The following is a 16,112-nucleotide window of genomic DNA, read 5'->3' as shown; positions in this document are numbered from 1 at the left end:
GAATTGCATCTCCATTAAGTCGTACGTATGGGCGTCAGCGCGCGGCTGCGGCGAGAGATTCCCGGGCCGCGGCGACGATCGCCTCGGGGGTGAACCCGAACTCGCGGAAGAGGACCTTCGCGTCCGCCGAGGCACCGAAGTGCTCCAGCGAGACGATCCGGCCGGCGTCACCGACGTACTTGTGCCAGGTGAGACCGATGCCGGCCTCGACGGCCACCCGGGCCTTGACCGACGGCGGCAGGACGGCGTCCTTGTACCCCTGGTCCTGCTCCTCGAACCACTCCACCGACGGCATCGAGACCACACGGGTCGGGACACCGGCGGCCTGGAGCTGCTCGCGGGCCTCGACGGCCAGGTGCACCTCGGAGCCCGTACCGATCAGCACGACCTCGGCGTCACCGCCTTCGGCGTCGAACAGGACGTAACCACCCTTGGCGGTGTCCTCGTTCGGCGCGTAGGTCGGCACACCCTGACGGGTCAGGGCCAGACCGTGCGGGGCGCCCTTGCCGAACTCGCGCGTGTGGCGCCTGACGATCTCGCGCCAGGCGAGGGCGGTCTCGTTGGCGTCCGCCGGGCGGACGACGTTCAGACCGGGGATCGCGCGCAGCGACGCCAGGTGCTCCACCGGCTGGTGCGTCGGACCGTCCTCGCCCAGACCGATCGAGTCGTGGGTCCAGACGTACGTCACCGGCAGGTGCATCAGGGCCGACAGCCGCACCGCGTTGCGCATGTAGTCGGAGAACACCAGGAAGGTGCCGCCGTAGATGCGGGTGTTGCCGTGCAGCGCGATGCCGTTCATCTCCGCGGCCATGGAGTGCTCGCGGATGCCGAAGTGGATCGTGCGGCCGTACTTGTCGGCCTCCGGCAGCGGGTTGCCCTCGGGCAGGAACGACGAGGTCTTGTCGATCGTGGTGTTGTTCGAGCCCGCCAGGTCGGCCGAGCCGCCCCACAGCTCGGGGATGACCGCGCCGAGCGACTGCAGGACCTTGCCGGACGCCGCACGGGTGGCGACACCCTTGCCCGGCTCGAACACCGGGAGCTTCGACTCCCAGCCCTCGGGCAGCTCGTTCGCCTGGATCCGGTCGAACTCCGCCGCCCGCTCCGGGTTGGCCGTACGCCATTCGGCGAGCGACTTCTCCCAGGCGGCCCGGGCCTCGCGACCGCGGTCGCCCAGGGCGCGGGTGTGAGCGATGACCTCGTCGGTGACCTCGAAGGTCTGCTCCGGGTCGAAGCCGAGGACGCGCTTGGTGGCCGCGATCTCCTCGTCGCCCAGCGCCGAGCCGTGCGCGGCCTCGGTGTTCTGCGCGTTCGGGGCGGGCCAGGCGATGATCGAGCGCATCGCGATGAACGACGGGCGCTCGGTCTCGGCCTCGGCGGCCTTGATCGCCGCGAACAGGCCGGCCGGGTCCAGGTCGCCGTTGGCCTGCGGCTCGACCCGCTGCACGTGCCAGCCGTAGGCCTCGTACCGCTTCATCGTGTCCTCGGACACGGCGGTCTCGGTGTCGCCCTCGATCGAGATGTGGTTGTCGTCCCACAGCATGATCAGGTTGCCGAGCTTCTGGTGACCCGCCAGCGAGGACGCCTCGGCGGAGATGCCCTCCTGGAGGCAGCCGTCACCGGCGATCACGTAGATGTGGTGGTCGAACGGGGAGGTGCCGGCGGCCGCCTCCGGGTCGAAGAGCCCGCGCTCGTAGCGCGCGGCCATCGCCATGCCCACGGCGTTGGCGACACCCTGGCCGAGCGGGCCGGTCGTCGTCTCGACACCGGCGGTGTGCCCGTACTCCGGGTGACCCGGGGTCTTCGAGCCCCAGGTGCGGAACGCCTTCAGGTCGTCCAGCTCGAGCCCGAAGCCACCCAGGTACAGCTGGGTGTAGAGGGTCAGGGACGAGTGGCCGGCGGAGAGCACGAAACGGTCGCGCCCGACCCACTCGGGGTCGGCCGGGTCGTGCCGCATCACCTTCTGGAAGAGGGTGTACGCGGCGGGCGCCAGGCTCATGGCCGTACCGGGATGGCCGTTGCCGACCTTCTGTACGGCGTCCGCGGCCAGGATGCGGGCAGTGTCCACGGCCCGCTGGTCCAATTCGGTCCACTCGAGGTCTGTGGTGGTCGGCTTAGTGCTCACCCTGGGTCAGGGCTCCTCTCCACATGTTTTCAGATGGCCGGTGACTGAGGGTGTACCGGCGCTGTCGAGCCTACCCCCGACAGAACGCCCATCTTTTCGAGTGCATGTCCCTCAAATGAGCGGTCACGTCAAGAGTGCGGGCGACTCTGTCACTTCGCCTCCCGACCTCTGTCCACGCCTTGGGACGGGGCCCCTCAACACGACCCCACCCCCGCGAAGATCGGTGTATGGCCAACGTCTAGAGTGGCGTGGTACGCGCAAGTCTTCACCCCGTCTTCACCGGGGAGCTTGCTGGGAAATTCTCTGTCAGGGGTGTGCGTGACGGCCGTCGAGTCCCGACCCGCAGGGGTCGTCTTGACTCCCAGCCCGGGGGGCCATCGGCCGTTCGGGGCCCGCGTCAAGGCATTCGTGGCGCTGACCAAGCCGCGGATCATCGAGCTTCTTCTCATCACCACCGTTCCGGTGATGTTCCTCGCCGAGCAGGGCGTGCCCAACCTGTGGCTGGTCCTGGCCACCTGCCTGGGCGGCTATCTGTCGGCCGGCGGCGCCAACGCGCTGAACATGTACATCGACCGCGACATCGACGCGCTGATGGACCGCACCTCGCAGCGTCCGCTGGTCACCGGCATGGTCTCGCCGCGTGAGGGCCTGATCTTCGGCATCACCCTCGCCGTGGTCTCCACGCTCTGGTTCGGCCTGCTGGTCAACTGGCTCTCCGCCGCGCTCTCGCTCGGCGCCCTCCTCTTCTACGTGGTCGTCTACACGATGATCCTGAAGCGGCGGACCGCGCAGAACATCGTCTGGGGCGGCATCGCCGGCTGTCTGCCGGTGCTGATCGGCTGGTCGGCCGTCACGAACTCCATGTCGTGGGCCGCGGTCATCCTCTTCCTCGTCATCTTCTTCTGGACGCCGCCGCACTACTGGCCGCTGTCGATGAAGGTCAAGGAGGACTACGCACGCGTGGGCGTGCCGATGCTGCCGGTCATCGCCTCCAACAAGGTCGTCGCCAAGCAGATCGTGCTCTACAGCTGGGTGATGGTCGCCGTCTCACTGCTGCTGACGCCGCTCGGCTACACCGGCTGGTTCTACACCGCCGTGGCGCTGCTGACGGGCGGCTGGTGGCTCTGGGAGGCGCACGGGCTGCTGAACCGCGCCAAGGGCGGCGCGACGGGCGCGAAGCTCAAGGAGATGCGCCTCTTCCACTGGTCCATCACCTATGTCTCGCTGCTCTTCGTGGCGGTCGCGGTGGACCCCTTCCTGAGGTAGCAGCCGGATCCTGACCGACGGCCGGAGCGCGTGGGACACCCCACACGCCCCGGCCGTCGCCAGTGGATCTACCGCTCGGTAGCATCGATGTCATGGCAGACACGAAGCAGGCAGAGCGCAAGGCGGCCAAGCTCGCCCGGCAGATCCAGGCGTTCTCCAAGAAGCACGGCGGCGCCGAGGGGCAGCTCGCCTACATCGGCCAGATGGGCACCCGTATCGTCCTCGTCGGCGAGGACGGCGGCTGGGGCGACCTGGTGGCCCCCTCGCTCCCCGTCGCCCAGCAGGCTGCGGAGAAGGCCGGGCTGACCCTCCACGACGAGTTCGACGGAGACTTCGCCGCCAAGGTCGTGACCGGCCCGTACGAGTGGACCCGGATGGCCGGCATCCAGCTCGGCGGCCCCTCCAACAACTGAGGCGCCCCAGGGGCAACACCTCGCGTGGGGCTCACCCGTTAGGACGTGTGCAAGGACGTCCACGCAGGGAGCCCCCCGAATGATCGAGACCCCGAGCCTGGTGGACCAGTACTGCCACGGGGTGCTCCGTACGGAGCTCGGCCTCGGCACCTTCGAGGCACACCTCGGGCCGGCGCACCTCGGGCCGGCCGCCGGGCCGCCCGCGCCCGGCACCACCTTCTTCGACACCCAGACCGGTTTCGCGGTACGCCGCTGGTGCCCGCCGCTGCTCGGTCTGGAGCCGCACTGCCCGCCGGCCCGCTACCTCGCCCGCCGCCGGGAGCTGGGCGTCTTGGAGACCGGGCGCCGACTGCTGCGCGCCTCGGGGATCGCCACCTATCTGGTGGACACGGGAGCACCGGGGGATCTGACGGGCCCCGGCGAGATCGCCTCCACCGGCGACGCCGACGCCCTCGAGATCGTCCGGCTCGAACTCCTCGCGGAACAGGTCGCCGACACCTCCGGTACCGTCGAGGCCCTCCTGGCCAACCTCGCCGAAGCCGTCCACGGCGCCGCCGCGACCGCCGTCGCCTTCACCTCCGTCGCCGGGGTGGACCGAGTACTCGCGTACGCGCCCGAACCGCCCGGGCCGGGCGAGGTGCGCGGGGCGGCGGGGCGCTGGCTGGCACGGCGCCGGGCCGGAGGCCGGCTCACCGACCCCGTACTGCTGCGCCATCTGCTCTGGATCGCCGTCGGCTCGGGGCGGCCGCTCCAACTGCACATGGGCGCCGGGGATCCGACCGGCCTCGCCGACTTCGCCGCGGCCACCAGCGGACTCGGCGCCGACCTCGTGCTCCTGCACGGATACCCGTACCACCGCCAGACGGCCCGGCTGACCGGCGCCTTTCCCCATGTCTACGCGGATCTCGGCTCCGTGCTCGCCCTGACGGGCGCCCGGGCTGCGGCGGTCCTGGCCGAGATCCTGGAACTGGCGCCGTTCGGCAAGCTGCTCTTCTCCAGCGGGGCGCGCGCCCTGCCCGAACTGCACGTCGTCGCCGCGAGCGTCTTCCGTGGGGCGCTCGGTCGCGTGCTCGGCGAATGGGTCGGCGACGGTGCCTGGTCCCGTACGGACGCGCAGCGCGTCGCCACGATGATCGGGGCGGGCAATGCGCGCCGCGTCTACGGGCTCATCTGAGCACGGCCCGAGGACCCGAATCCGGGAAAAAATTCGACGCGGATTCGTGGACCGGGACGCCCGGACCGGCCCGCGGGGCCGGAATCCGCGACCGGACTACGCCGTGGCCAGCGCGGAATCCGCCTGGGCCGGGATCTCCGGCGAGGCCACCGGCCGCTCCCGCAGGCTCAGCGCGAGGCGCAGCACCGCGATCCACATCAGCGAGGATCCGAGCATGTGGGCGCCGACCAGGAGCTCGGGGACCCCGGTGAAGTACTGGAGGTAGCCGATCCCGCCCTGTGCGAGCAGCACGATCAGCAGGTCGCGGGCGCGCGCCCGGGTGTCGTCGGGGGCGTCCACCACCCGCAGCACCAGCCACATCGCGAGCGCGAGCGCGCAGACGACCCAGGCGGCGATGGCGTGGAGGTGCGCGGCGGCGGTCCAGTCCCACGGCATCCGCGGGACCTGGCTGCTGTCACCGGCGTGCTTGCCGGAGCCGGTGACCCCGGTGCCGAGCACCATCAGCAGTACGGAGACGGCGATGATCGCCCAGGAGAGCTTGCGGACCGGGCCCGGGACGCGCGGGCGGGGGGCGGAGTCGCCCTCGCGGGTGCGCTGCCAGGTGATCACCGCGACGGTGAGCAGTCCGTTGGCGGCCAGGAAGTGACCGGCGACCGTCCACGGGTTGAGGCCCATCCAGACCGTGACGCCGCCGAGGACCGCGTTGAGCATCACGACCCAGAACTGCGCCCAGCCGAGCCGGGTCAGTCCACGCCGCCACGGCTTGGTCGACCGGGCGGCGATGATCGCCCAGCCGACGGCCGCCGACAGCACGTACGTCAGCATCCGGTTGCCGAACTCGATCGCGCCGTGGATGCCCTGCTCGGGCGTGGCGAAGAGGCTGTCGTCCGTGCACTTGGGCCAGGTGTCGCACCCGAGACCGGAACCGGTCAGCCGCACCGTGCCACCCGTGACGATGATGATGACGCTCATCACGACGACGGAGAGGGCGGCGCGTCGGAGCGTCCGGGGGGACGGGGTCCAGCGCTGGGCGATGGAGGCGAGGGGGGTCTGCACGGGCCCTATCGTAGGCGCGGGCTTGTGCACGCTTTCACGAGGGGTGGGGTACGGGACGGGATGTCCCGGAACGTCACCCTTCGGTTACTCCCAGCGGAAGAACTTCGCCGCCGCGCCGAGCCCGAGCACCGCCCACACCGCCAGGACCAGCGCTTGGCCCCACGGCATCGGGGCGCCGCCCTGGAGCACGTCCCGCAGCCCGTCGGAGAGCGCCGAGATCGGGAGCAGCTCCAGGACCGAGCGGGCCGCGCCGGGGAACTTCTCCAGCGGCACGATCACGCCGCCGCCCACCAGGAGCAGCAGGAAGACCAGGTTGGCGGCGGCCAGCGTCGCCTCCGCCCGCAGGGTGCCGGCCATCAGCAGGCCGAGCCCCGAGAAGGCGGCCGTGCCGAGGACGAGCAGTACGAACACCGAGACGGGGTTCCCGCCCGGGGACCAGCCGAGCCCCAGCGCGATCGCCGTCAGGAGGGCGACCTGAAGGACCTCGGTGACCAGGACGGAGAGCGTCTTGGCGGTCATCAGGGCCCAGCGGGGGAGCGGTGAGGCGCCGAGCCGCTTGAGCACCCCGTAACGGCGCTCGAAACCGGTCGCGATGGCCTGGCCGGTGAAGGCGGTGGACATCACGGCGAGCGCGAGCACCCCCGGGGCGAGGAAGTCGACGGCCTTGTCCGCGCCCGTGTCGATGATGTCGACCGTCGAGAAGAGCACCAGCAGCAGCGAGGGGATGACCACGGTGAGGAGCAGCTGCTCGCCGTTGCGCAGCAGCATCCTCGTCTCCAGGGCCGTCTGCGCCGCGATCATCCGTCCGACGGGGGCCGCTCCCGGCCGGGGCGCGTAGGTACCCGTACCCGTGCTCATCCGCGCAGCTCCTTGCCGGTCAGTTCGAGGAAGACGTCTTCGAGGGTGTGGCGTTCCACCGAGATACGGTCCGGCATCACGCCGTGCTGGGCGCACCAGGTGGTCACGGTGGCGAGCAGCTGGGGTCCCACCTCGCCGCTGATCCGGTACGCCCCCGGGGTGAGCTCGGCGGCGGCCGTGCCGTCGGGCAGCGCCTTGAGCAGCGAGCCGAGGTCGAGCCCGGGACGGCCGGCGAAGCGCAGGGTGTTCTCGGCGCCGCCGCGGCAGAGCTGCTCGGGACTCCCCTGGGCGACGACCCGGCCGGCGTCGATGATGGCGACGTCGTCGGCGAGCTCCTCGGCCTCGTTCATGAAGTGCGTGGTGAGGACGACGGTGACGCCGTCGGCGCGCAGCTCGTGGACGAGGTCCCAGGTGGCGCGACGGGCCTGCGGGTCGAGTCCGGCGGTCGGCTCGTCCAGGAAGACGAGCTCGGGGCGGCCGACGACGGCCATGGCGAGCGCGAGGCGCTGCTGCTGGCCGCCGGAGAGTCTGCGGTAGGTCGTCCGGCCGCAGGAGCCGAGGCCGAGGCGCTCCATCAGGGCGTCCACGTCCAGCGGGTGGGCGTGCAGCCGTGCCATGTGGCGGAGCATCTCGTCGGCGCGGGCGCCGGAGTAGACGCCGCCGGACTGGAGCATCACGCCGACGCGCGGGCGCAGCGCGGCCGCGTCGGAGACCGGGTCGAGGCCGAGGACGCGGACGGTGCCCGCGTCGGCCTTCCGGTAGCCCTCGCAGGTCTCGATCGTGGTGGTCTTGCCGGCCCCGTTGGGACCGAGGACGGCGGTCACGGTGCCCGCCCGCACATCGAGGTCGAGGCCGTCGACGGCGGTCTTGGTTCCGTACCGCTTGACCAGGCCCCGGACCTGGACGACGGACTCGTATCGCATGCCGGAAGTCTAGAGAGGCCGTGCAAGGGGCCCCGGCGCGGGGCGGTGATCCGGCCGTCATTCGTCCTACAAATGATCGTTTCCGCAGGTCAGGTAAGCCTTACCTGAGTGATGCACGGCACCGTGCGTCGCGTGGGGAGTCGCTTGTCACTCTCGAAGGAATTACGCAACAATGGCGTTGTGAAAAACGTCGACGCGGCTCCGGTGGAGGAACTCGCGACCGGTGAGCGATCCACGCGCAACCGGGTCGCGCGGTCCATCCTGGACCACGGGCCGTCGACGGTCGCCGATCTCGCGCAGCGGCTCCGCCTCACCCAGGCGGCCGTGCGCCGGCACCTCGACTCGCTCGTCGCCGACAATGTCGTCGAAGCCCGCGAGAAGCGCGTCTACGGAGCCCGCACCCGCGGGCGCCCCGCCAAGGTATTCGCGCTCACCGACTGCGGCCGGGACGCCTTCGACCAGTCGTACGACTCGCTGGCCGTCGACGCCCTGCGCTGGATCGAGAAGAACGCCGGGGGAGAGGCGGCCGTCGCCGCCTTCGCCCGCGACCGGCTCGAAGCGCAGGCGGAGACGTACCGCGAGGCCGTCGAGGCGGCCGGCCCCGACGGGCGGACCGAGGCTCTCGCCAAGGCGCTGAGCGCCGACGGGTACGCTGCCACTGCGCGGAACGCGCCGGTCGGCGAGCAGCTCTGTCAGCATCACTGCCCGGTCGCCCACGTCGCCGAGCAGTATCCCCAGCTGTGCGAGGCGGAGACGGAAGTCTTCTCCCGCCTCTTGGGAACGCACGTCCAGCGTCTGGCCACCATCGCGCATGGTGACGGCGTCTGCACGACGTTCATCCCGCACAGCGCTCCCCAGACCACACCCCCATCAGCATCCGCAAGCACGGCCGGGAGGAACCCCGCATGACCACCGAGATCAGCCACCCCGAGCTCGAGGGCCTGGGTCGGTACGAGTACGGCTGGGCCGACTCGGACGCGGCCGGTGCCACCGCCAAGCGCGGTCTCTCCGAGGCCGTCGTCCGCGACATCTCCGGGAAGAAGAACGAGCCGGAGTGGATGCTGAAGCTGCGGCTGAAGGGTCTGCGCCTCTTCGACAAGAAGCCCATGCCCAGCTGGGGCTCCGACCTGTCGGGCATCGACTTCGACAACATCAAGTACTTCGTGCGGTCCACCGAGAAGCAGGCCGAGTCCTGGGAGGACCTGCCGGAGGACATCAAGAACACGTACGACAAGCTCGGCATCCCCGAGGCGGAGAAGCAGCGCCTCGTCGCCGGTGTCGCGGCCCAGTACGAGTCCGAGGTCGTCTACCACCAGATCCGTGAGGACCTGGAGGAGCAGGGCGTCATCTTCGTCGACACCGACACCGCGCTGAAGGAGCACGAGGAGCTCTTCCGCGAGTACTTCGGCACCGTCATCCCGGTCGGCGACAACAAGTTCGCCTCGCTGAACACGGCCGTGTGGTCCGGCGGATCGTTCATCTACGTGCCGAAGGGCGTGCACGTCGAGATCCCGCTGCAGGCCTACTTCCGTATCAACACGGAGAACATGGGCCAGTTCGAGCGGACGCTGATCATCGTCGACGAGGACGCCTACGTCCACTACGTCGAGGGCTGCACCGCCCCGATCTACTCCTCGGACTCCCTGCACTCCGCGGTCGTCGAGATCATCGTGAAGAAGGGCGGCCGCTGCCGCTACACGACGATCCAGAACTGGTCGAACAACGTCTACAACCTGGTCACCAAGCGTGCCGTGGCCTACGAGGGCGCGACCATGGAGTGGGTCGACGGCAACATCGGCTCCAAGGTCACCATGAAGTACCCGGCCGTCTACCTGATGGGCGAGCACGCCAGGGGCGAGACCCTGTCGATCGCCTTCGCGGGCGAGGGCCAGCACCAGGACGCCGGCGCCAAGATGGTCCACATGGCCCCGAACACCTCCTCCAACATCGTCTCCAAGTCGGTGGCGCGAGGCGGCGGCCGCACCTCCTACCGCGGTCTCATCGAGATCGGCGAGGGTGCCCCGGGCTCCAAGTCGAACGTCCTGTGCGACGCGCTGCTCGTCGACACGATCTCCCGCTCGGACACGTACCCCTACGTGGACGTCCGCGAGGACGACGTCTCCATGGGCCACGAGGCCACGGTCTCCAAGGTCTCCGAGGACCAGCTCTTCTACCTGATGAGCCGCGGTCTGACGGAGTTCGAGGCGATGGCGATGATCGTGCGCGGCTTCGTCGAGCCGATCGCCAAGGAGCTGCCGATGGAGTACGCCCTCGAGCTGAACCGGCTGATCGAGCTGCAGATGGAAGGCGCGGTGGGCTAACGGGCCCCGACCGCCCGGTCAACCCTCGTGCGGGGGTCCGCCCGTCGGACCCCCGCAGGCTTCCCGCAGCGAACGCACCGAACGCAGAAAGTGAGCACACCGACAGCCATGGCTGAGGCTCAGAACATTCCGGCGGGCTCCACCACCGCCGGCTCGATCGCGGTGGCCGCCGAGTCCACCGTCGCCACGCGCATGAGCGCGCCCCCGTCCTTCGACGTCGCGGACTTCCCCGTCCCGCACGGCCGTGAGGAGGAGTGGCGGTTCACCCCGCTGGAGCGCCTGCGCGGACTTCACGACGGCACCGCCACCGCCACCGGCGAGGGCGTCAAGGTCGAGATCGAGGCCCCCGAGGGCGTCACCGTGGAGACCGTCGGCCGTGACGACGCGCGCCTCGGCAAGGCGGGCAAGCCCGTCGACCGGGTCGCCGCCCAGGCGTACTCCTCCTTCGAGAAGGCCTCGGTCGTCACCGTCGCCAAGGAGGCCGTCCTCACCGAGCCCATCCGGATCGCCGTGCACGGCCAGGGCGGGGTCGCCTTCGGTCACCAGGTGATCGAGCTCGGTGCGTTCGCCGAGGCCGTCGTGGTCATCGACCACACGGGCGACGCGGTGCTCGCCGCCAACGTCGACTACCTCCTCGGCGACGGCGCCAAGCTCACCGTGGTCTCCGTCCAGGACTGGGACGAGAAGGCCGTCCACGTCGCCCAGCACAACGCGCTGGTCGGCCGCGACGCCTCCTTCAAGTCGGTCGTCGTCACCTTCGGCGGTGACGTGGTCCGCATCCACCCGCGCGTCGCGTACGCGGGCACCGGCGGCGAGGCCGAGCTGTTCGGCCTGTACTTCACCGACGCCGGCCAGCACCAGGAGCACCGCCTCCTGGTCGACCACAACACCCCGCACTGCAAGTCCAACGTGGCCTACAAGGGCGCGCTGCAGGGCCAGGACGCGCACGCCGTCTGGATCGGTGACGTCCTCATCCAGGCCAAGGCCGAGGGCACCGACACCTACGAGCTCAACCGGAACCTGGTCCTCACGGACGGTGCCCGGGTCGACTCCGTGCCGAACCTGGAGATCGAGACCGGCGAGATCGCCGGCGCCGGTCACGCCTCGGCCACCGGTCGCTTCGACGACGAGCAGCTCTTCTACCTGATGGCCCGCGGCATCCCGGAGACCGAGGCCCGCCGCCTCGTCGTCCGCGGCTTCTTCGCCGAGCTGGTCCAGCAGATCGGCCTGCCGGACGTCCAGGAGCGCCTCATCGCCAAGATCGAGGCCGAGCTGGAGGCGTCCGTCTGATGTCCTTCGTCCGAGTCTGCGCACTGAGCGAGCTGGAGACCGACACCCCCAAGCGGGTCGAGGTCGACGGCACGCCGGTGTCGGTCGTGCGGACCGAGGGCGAGGTGTTCGCGATCAACGACATCTGCTCGCACGCGAACGTCTCGCTCTCCGAGGGCGAAGTCGAGGACTGCGCCATCGAGTGCTGGCTGCACGGCTCCAGCTTCGACCTCCGCACCGGCAAGCCGTCCGGCCTTCCCGCGACGCGCCCCGTCCCCGTATACCCCGTACAGATCCAAGGGGACGATGTGCTCGTCTCCGTCACCCAGGAGTCCTGAGTCACCCATGGCAACGCTTGAAATCCGCGACCTGCACGTCTCCGTCGTAGCCGAGAACGGCACGAAGGAGATCCTCAAGGGCGTCGACCTGACCGTGAAGCAGGGCGAGACCCACGCCATCATGGGCCCCAACGGCTCCGGCAAGTCGACCCTCGCGTACTCGATCGCCGGGCACCCGAAGTACACGATCACCAGCGGCACCGTCACGCTCGACGGTGAGGACGTCCTGGAGATGTCGGTCGACGAGCGCGCCCGCGCCGGCATGTTCCTGGCCATGCAGTACCCGGTCGAGGTCCCCGGTGTCTCCGTCTCCAACTTCCTGCGCACGTCGGCGACGGCGATCCGCGGCGAGGCCCCCAAGCTGCGTACCTGGGTGAAGGAGGTCAAGTCCGCGATGGAGCAGCTCCAGATGGACCCGGCCTTCGCCGAGCGCAACGTCAACGAGGGCTTCTCCGGCGGTGAGAAGAAGCGCCACGAGATCCTCCAGATGGAGCTCCTCAAGCCGAAGATCGCGATCCTCGACGAGACCGACTCCGGCCTGGACGTCGACGCGCTGCGTCAGGTGTCCGACGGCGTCAACCGCGTCCGTGAGACCGGTGAGGTCGGCACGCTGCTGATCACGCACTACACGCGGATCCTCCGCTACATCAAGCCGGACTTCGTGCACGTCTTCTCCGGCGGCCGCATCGTCGAGTCCGGCGGCGCCGAGCTCGCCGACAAGCTGGAGAACGAGGGCTACGAGGCCTACAGCACGAAGGGTGGCGCATCCGCGTGACATCTGCCCATCAGGGGCTCTCCGGCCTCCTCGACACCGAGGCGATCCGCAAGGACTTCCCGCTCCTGGATCGCACGGTCCACGACGGCAAGAAGATCGTGTACCTGGACTCCGCGGCGACCTCGCAGAAGCCGCGCCAGGTGCTCGACGCGCTCAACACGTACTACGAGCGTCACAACGCCAATGTCCACCGCGGCGTCTACACGGTCGCCGAGGAGGCGACGGCGCTGTACGAGGGCGCCCGTGACAAGGTCGCGGCGTTCATCAACGCGCCGAGCCGCGACGAGGTGATCTTCACCAAGAACGCCTCCGAGTCGCTCAACCTCGTGGCCAACATGCTGGGCTGGGCCGACGAGCCCTACCGCGTGGACCACGAGACCGAGATCGCCATCACGGAGATGGAGCACCACTCCAACATCGTGCCGTGGCAGCTGCTCTCGCAGCGCACCGGCGCGAAGCTGAAGTGGTTCGGCCTCACCGACGACGGCCGTCTCGACCTCTCGAACATCGAAGAGGTCATCACCGAGAAGACCAAAATCGTCTCGTTCACGCTGGTCTCGAACCTGCTGGGCACGGTCAACCCGGTGGAGACGATCATCCGTCGCGCCCAGGAGGTCGGTGCGCTGGTCTGCATCGACGCCTCGCAGGCGGCCCCGCACATGGTGCTCGACGTGCAGGCGCTGCAGGCCGACTTCGTGGCCTTCACCGGCCACAAGATGGTCGGCCCGACCGGTATCGGCGTGCTGTGGGGACGGCAGGAGCTCCTGGAGGACCTGCCCCCGTTCCTCGGCGGCGGCGAGATGATCGAGACCGTCTCGATGCACTCCTCCACGTACGCGCCGGCTCCGCACAAGTTCGAGGCGGGTACGCCCCCGATCGCGCAGGCCGTCGGCCTCGGCGCGGCCGTGGACTACCTCTCGGCGATCGGCATGGAGAACATCGCGCGCCACGAGCACGCGATCACCGAGTACGCCGTCCGTCGCCTCCAGGAGGTTCCGGACCTGCGGATCATCGGCCCCACCACGGCCGAGGACCGCGGCGCGGCGATCTCCTTCGTGCTCGGCGACATCCACCCGCACGACGTGGGCCAGGTCCTCGACGAGCAGGGCATCGCGGTCCGGGTCGGCCACCACTGCGCGCGGCCGGTCTGCCTGCGTTACGGAATTCCTGCGACCACGCGGGCGTCGTTCTATCTGTACTCCACCCCGGCCGAGGTCGACGCCCTGGTCGAGGGTCTGGAGCACGTACGGAACTTCTTCGGCTAGGGGATCTCGTGAAGCTGGATTCGATGTACCAGGACGTCATCCTGGACCACTACAAGCACCCCCACGGGCGCGGTCTTCGGGACGGCGACGCCGAGGTGCACCACGTCAACCCGACGTGCGGCGACGAGATCACGCTCCGCGTGAAGTACGCCGGCTCGCGCATCGAGGACGTGTCGTACGAGGGCCAGGGTTGTTCGATCAGCCAGGCCTCGGCCTCGGTCCTGAACGAGCTGCTCGTCGGCAAGGAGCTGGCCGAGGCGCAGAAGATCCAGGGCACCTTCCTGGAGCTGATGCAGTCCAAGGGCCAGATCGAGCCGGACGACGCGATGGAGGAGATCCTGGAGGACGCGGTCGCGTTCGCCGGTGTCTCCAAGTACCCCGCCCGGGTCAAGTGCGCGCTGCTCAGCTGGATGGCGTGGAAGGACGCGACCGCCCAGGCACTGGGCGACGCGGAGAGGAAGTCGGCATGACCGAGAACGCTGGGGCCACGATGAAGCCGGCCTCCGAGGAAGAGATCCGCGAGGCGCTGTACGACGTCGTCGACCCCGAGCTGGGCATCGACGTGGTCAACCTCGGACTGATCTACGGCATCCACATCGACGACTCCAACATCGTCACGCTGGACATGACCCTGACGTCGGCGGCCTGTCCGCTGACCGATGTGATCGAGGACCAGGCGAAGGCCGCCACCGACGGCATCGCCAACGAGCTGAAGATCAACTGGGTCTGGATGCCGCCGTGGGGCCCGGACAAGATCACGGACGACGGCCGCGAGCAGCTGCGCGCGCTCGGCTTCAACGTCTGACCGTTTCGCGCTCACGAACGGCCATGCCCGCCAGGCACACTGGCGGGCATGGCCGTTCGCATGTATCACCTCGCCGTAGACGCTCACGACCTTTCCGCCCAGGCCCGTTTCTGGGCCGAGGTGCTCGACTGGAAGATCCTTTTCGAGGCCGAGGACGAGATCGTCATCGGCGCCGACGAGCACGCCTGGCCCGGGATGTGCTTCCTGCCGGTGCCCGAGTCCAAGACCGTCAAGAACCGGCTCCACATCGACCTCTCGCCCGACGACCGGGACGCGGAGGTCGAGCGGATCATCGGGCTCGGGGCGAAGCGGGTCGACGTCGGGCAGGGCGAGGACGCGACCTGGGTCGTCCTCGCCGACCCCGAGGGTAACGAGTTCTGCGTACTGCGCCCGAAGCGGTCGCTCACTGAGTGAGGAGGTCCCTCACGGAGTGAACGTGGGCGCCGTCGGGGCCGTCGTCCGGGCCGCCGCCTCGGCGAGGACCGGGCCGAGGTTCTCCTTCCGGATGCGCTGGTCGACGTAGAGCAGAGCGGCGACCAGCGGCGGAAAGACGGAGCAGACGGCCTGCGCCGCCATCGAGCCGATGACGACGATCACCAGGACCGGGGCGAGGGAGATCAGGACCTCGCCGGGGGAGCCCGGGGAGTCCGCGCCTTCGAGCGAGGCGGGCAGGGAGATCAGCACGCTGAACACCTGCTGGATCGCCCCGTTCACCACCGCGGCCAGGACGCCCGCGACCAGCAGCGAACCGAAGATCCGCCACCACGAGCCCTGGACCAGCCGGGACGAGCGGCGCATCGAGGCCGTCGCGCCCTGTCCCTCGAAGACCGCGGCCGACGCGGCCAGGCTGAACTTCACCCAGAGCCAGGTGGCGAGCGGGGCGGTCAGCAGGGTGGCCAGCACGGCTCCCCCGAACGACAGCACCACCAGTGCCACCGGGCCCGACCCTGAGAGGGCCACCAGCAGACCGGCGAACGTGGCCACGAACACGATGAGCGGGACCGGCACGGTCAGCAGCACCGTCAGGAAGACCGTGCCCAGGACTGCCGGCGTCCGTGACCAGGCACGGCGCCAGATCGTGCCGAAGGTCGTGCGGCGACCGAGGACCGCCTCCTGAACGACGGCCGGACAGGCCGCGTACACCACGGCGCTCGCGACCAGCATCCCGATCACGGCGATCAGCCACACACAGCCGAAGGCGATCAGCAGAGGCCGGCCGTCCTCCCAGGTCGGGTCCTGTCCGTCCGCCAGGTCGAAGATCCCGGGCAGATGGTCCGCGACGATCGCGTACGCGGCCCCGAGGGCAGCCGCGAGCAGCAGAATCGCCGCGCCGTAGGCGGCCGCGGCCACGCCGAACAGAGGCTTCCAGTAGCGGCCGATGGTGGCGAAGGCGCCGGTCAGGATCTCGCTGAGACCCAGCGGCGCCAGGGGTATCACGCCGGGCTTCGGCGGGGGCGGCGGGGGAGCGTAGCCATGGCCATAGCCGTACGGCCCCGAGGGATGTGTCATGGGGGACACCGTAGCGGC

17 protein-coding genes are annotated in these 16,112 nt (G+C 69.8%); 12 read left to right on the top strand and 5 right to left on the bottom strand.

What is annotated here, in order from left to right:
- Positions 1-34: 34 nt before the first annotated feature.
- Positions 35-2,122 carry a transketolase gene (gene tkt, locus J7E93_RS20215; protein WP_215071316.1) on the bottom strand — a complete coding sequence of 696 codons (2,088 nt, stop codon included), beginning with the start codon at positions 2,120-2,122 and terminating at the stop codon, positions 35-37.
- A 312-nt stretch (positions 2,123-2,434) separates the two neighbouring features.
- Here tkt and J7E93_RS20210 point away from each other — a divergent pair, with 312 nt between their 5' ends.
- The 3 genes from J7E93_RS20210 (at position 2,435) to J7E93_RS20200 (ending at position 4,975) form a co-directional block, all read left to right on the top strand.
- A complete protein-coding gene (locus J7E93_RS20210) occupies positions 2,435-3,388 on the top strand; it encodes a heme o synthase (RefSeq protein ID WP_374105407.1) in 954 nt (317 codons plus the stop codon).
- Positions 3,389-3,480: 92 nt separating this feature from the next.
- A complete protein-coding gene (locus J7E93_RS20205; protein WP_215071314.1) occupies positions 3,481-3,801 on the top strand; it encodes a hypothetical protein in 321 nt (106 codons plus the stop codon).
- A 79-nt stretch (positions 3,802-3,880) separates the two neighbouring features.
- On the top strand, positions 3,881-4,975 hold the full coding sequence (locus J7E93_RS20200) for an amidohydrolase family protein (protein ID WP_215071313.1): 1,095 nt from the start codon (positions 3,881-3,883) through the stop codon (positions 4,973-4,975).
- A gap of 96 nt (positions 4,976-5,071) precedes the next feature.
- Here J7E93_RS20200 and J7E93_RS20195 read toward each other — a convergent pair whose 3' ends face one another.
- The 3 genes from J7E93_RS20195 to J7E93_RS20185 form a co-directional block, all read right to left on the bottom strand.
- Entirely contained in the window at positions 5,072-6,040 is a 969-nt protein-coding gene (locus J7E93_RS20195) for a COX15/CtaA family protein (RefSeq protein ID WP_308368727.1), read from the bottom strand.
- A gap of 75 nt (positions 6,041-6,115) precedes the next feature.
- Positions 6,116-6,889, bottom strand: coding sequence for an ABC transporter permease (locus tag J7E93_RS20190; protein ID WP_215071311.1), 774 nt, complete (start codon positions 6,887-6,889; stop codon positions 6,116-6,118).
- On the bottom strand, positions 6,886-7,812 hold the full coding sequence (locus J7E93_RS20185; RefSeq protein WP_215071310.1) for an ABC transporter ATP-binding protein: 927 nt from the start codon (positions 7,810-7,812) through the stop codon (positions 6,886-6,888). The genes J7E93_RS20190 and J7E93_RS20185 overlap by 4 nt, the downstream gene beginning before the upstream one ends.
- A gap of 180 nt (positions 7,813-7,992) precedes the next feature.
- On the opposite strand from J7E93_RS20185, the gene J7E93_RS20180 reads away from it, so the two are divergent.
- From J7E93_RS20180 to J7E93_RS20140, 9 genes are all read left to right on the top strand, one after another.
- Entirely contained in the window at positions 7,993-8,721 is a 729-nt protein-coding gene (locus J7E93_RS20180) for a metalloregulator ArsR/SmtB family transcription factor (RefSeq protein WP_215071309.1), read from the top strand.
- Complete coding sequence (gene sufB, locus J7E93_RS20175) at positions 8,718-10,133, top strand: Fe-S cluster assembly protein SufB (protein ID WP_215071308.1); 1,416 nt, start codon at positions 8,718-8,720, stop codon at positions 10,131-10,133. Before J7E93_RS20180 ends, sufB begins: the two co-directional genes overlap by 4 nt.
- Before the next feature lie 108 nt (positions 10,134-10,241).
- On the top strand, positions 10,242-11,423 hold the full coding sequence (gene sufD / locus J7E93_RS20170) for a Fe-S cluster assembly protein SufD (RefSeq protein ID WP_215071307.1): 1,182 nt from the start codon (positions 10,242-10,244) through the stop codon (positions 11,421-11,423).
- Positions 11,423-11,740 carry a bifunctional 3-phenylpropionate/cinnamic acid dioxygenase ferredoxin subunit gene (locus tag J7E93_RS20165; protein ID WP_215071306.1) on the top strand — a complete coding sequence of 106 codons (318 nt, stop codon included), beginning with the start codon at positions 11,423-11,425 and terminating at the stop codon, positions 11,738-11,740. The genes sufD and J7E93_RS20165 overlap by 1 nt, the downstream gene beginning before the upstream one ends.
- Before the next feature lie 7 nt (positions 11,741-11,747).
- On the top strand, positions 11,748-12,515 hold the full coding sequence (gene sufC / locus J7E93_RS20160; protein ID WP_030205925.1) for a Fe-S cluster assembly ATPase SufC: 768 nt from the start codon (positions 11,748-11,750) through the stop codon (positions 12,513-12,515).
- Positions 12,512-13,780: a cysteine desulfurase gene (locus J7E93_RS20155; protein WP_215071305.1), complete on the top strand. Its 1,269-nt coding sequence runs from the start codon at positions 12,512-12,514 to the stop codon at positions 13,778-13,780. The genes sufC and J7E93_RS20155 overlap by 4 nt, the downstream gene beginning before the upstream one ends.
- A gap of 8 nt (positions 13,781-13,788) precedes the next feature.
- The gene (gene sufU / locus J7E93_RS20150) at positions 13,789-14,250 is read left to right on the top strand and encodes a Fe-S cluster assembly sulfur transfer protein SufU (protein ID WP_215071304.1); all 462 of its coding nucleotides are present in this window, start codon (positions 13,789-13,791) and stop codon (positions 14,248-14,250) included.
- On the top strand, positions 14,247-14,585 hold the full coding sequence (locus J7E93_RS20145) for a metal-sulfur cluster assembly factor (RefSeq protein ID WP_215071303.1): 339 nt from the start codon (positions 14,247-14,249) through the stop codon (positions 14,583-14,585). Before sufU ends, J7E93_RS20145 begins: the two co-directional genes overlap by 4 nt.
- 48 nt (positions 14,586-14,633) lie before the next feature.
- Positions 14,634-14,999 (top strand): VOC family protein, encoded by a 366-nt coding sequence (locus J7E93_RS20140; RefSeq protein ID WP_215071302.1) that lies wholly within the window; start codon positions 14,634-14,636, stop codon positions 14,997-14,999.
- A gap of 9 nt (positions 15,000-15,008) precedes the next feature.
- Here the strand turns inward: J7E93_RS20140 and J7E93_RS20135 are convergent, their stop codons facing one another.
- Positions 15,009-16,094 carry an oxidoreductase gene (locus J7E93_RS20135; RefSeq protein ID WP_215071301.1) on the bottom strand — a complete coding sequence of 362 codons (1,086 nt, stop codon included), beginning with the start codon at positions 16,092-16,094 and terminating at the stop codon, positions 15,009-15,011.
- Positions 16,095-16,112: the final 18 nt, after the last annotated feature.

The sequence above is a fragment of the Streptomyces sp. ISL-36 genome (genome assembly GCF_018614205.1).
Taxonomy (GTDB): domain Bacteria; phylum Actinomycetota; class Actinomycetes; order Streptomycetales; family Streptomycetaceae; genus Streptomyces.
The sequence above is the reverse complement of the archived record's forward strand: the minus strand, read 5'-3'. Positions and strand labels throughout refer to the sequence as shown.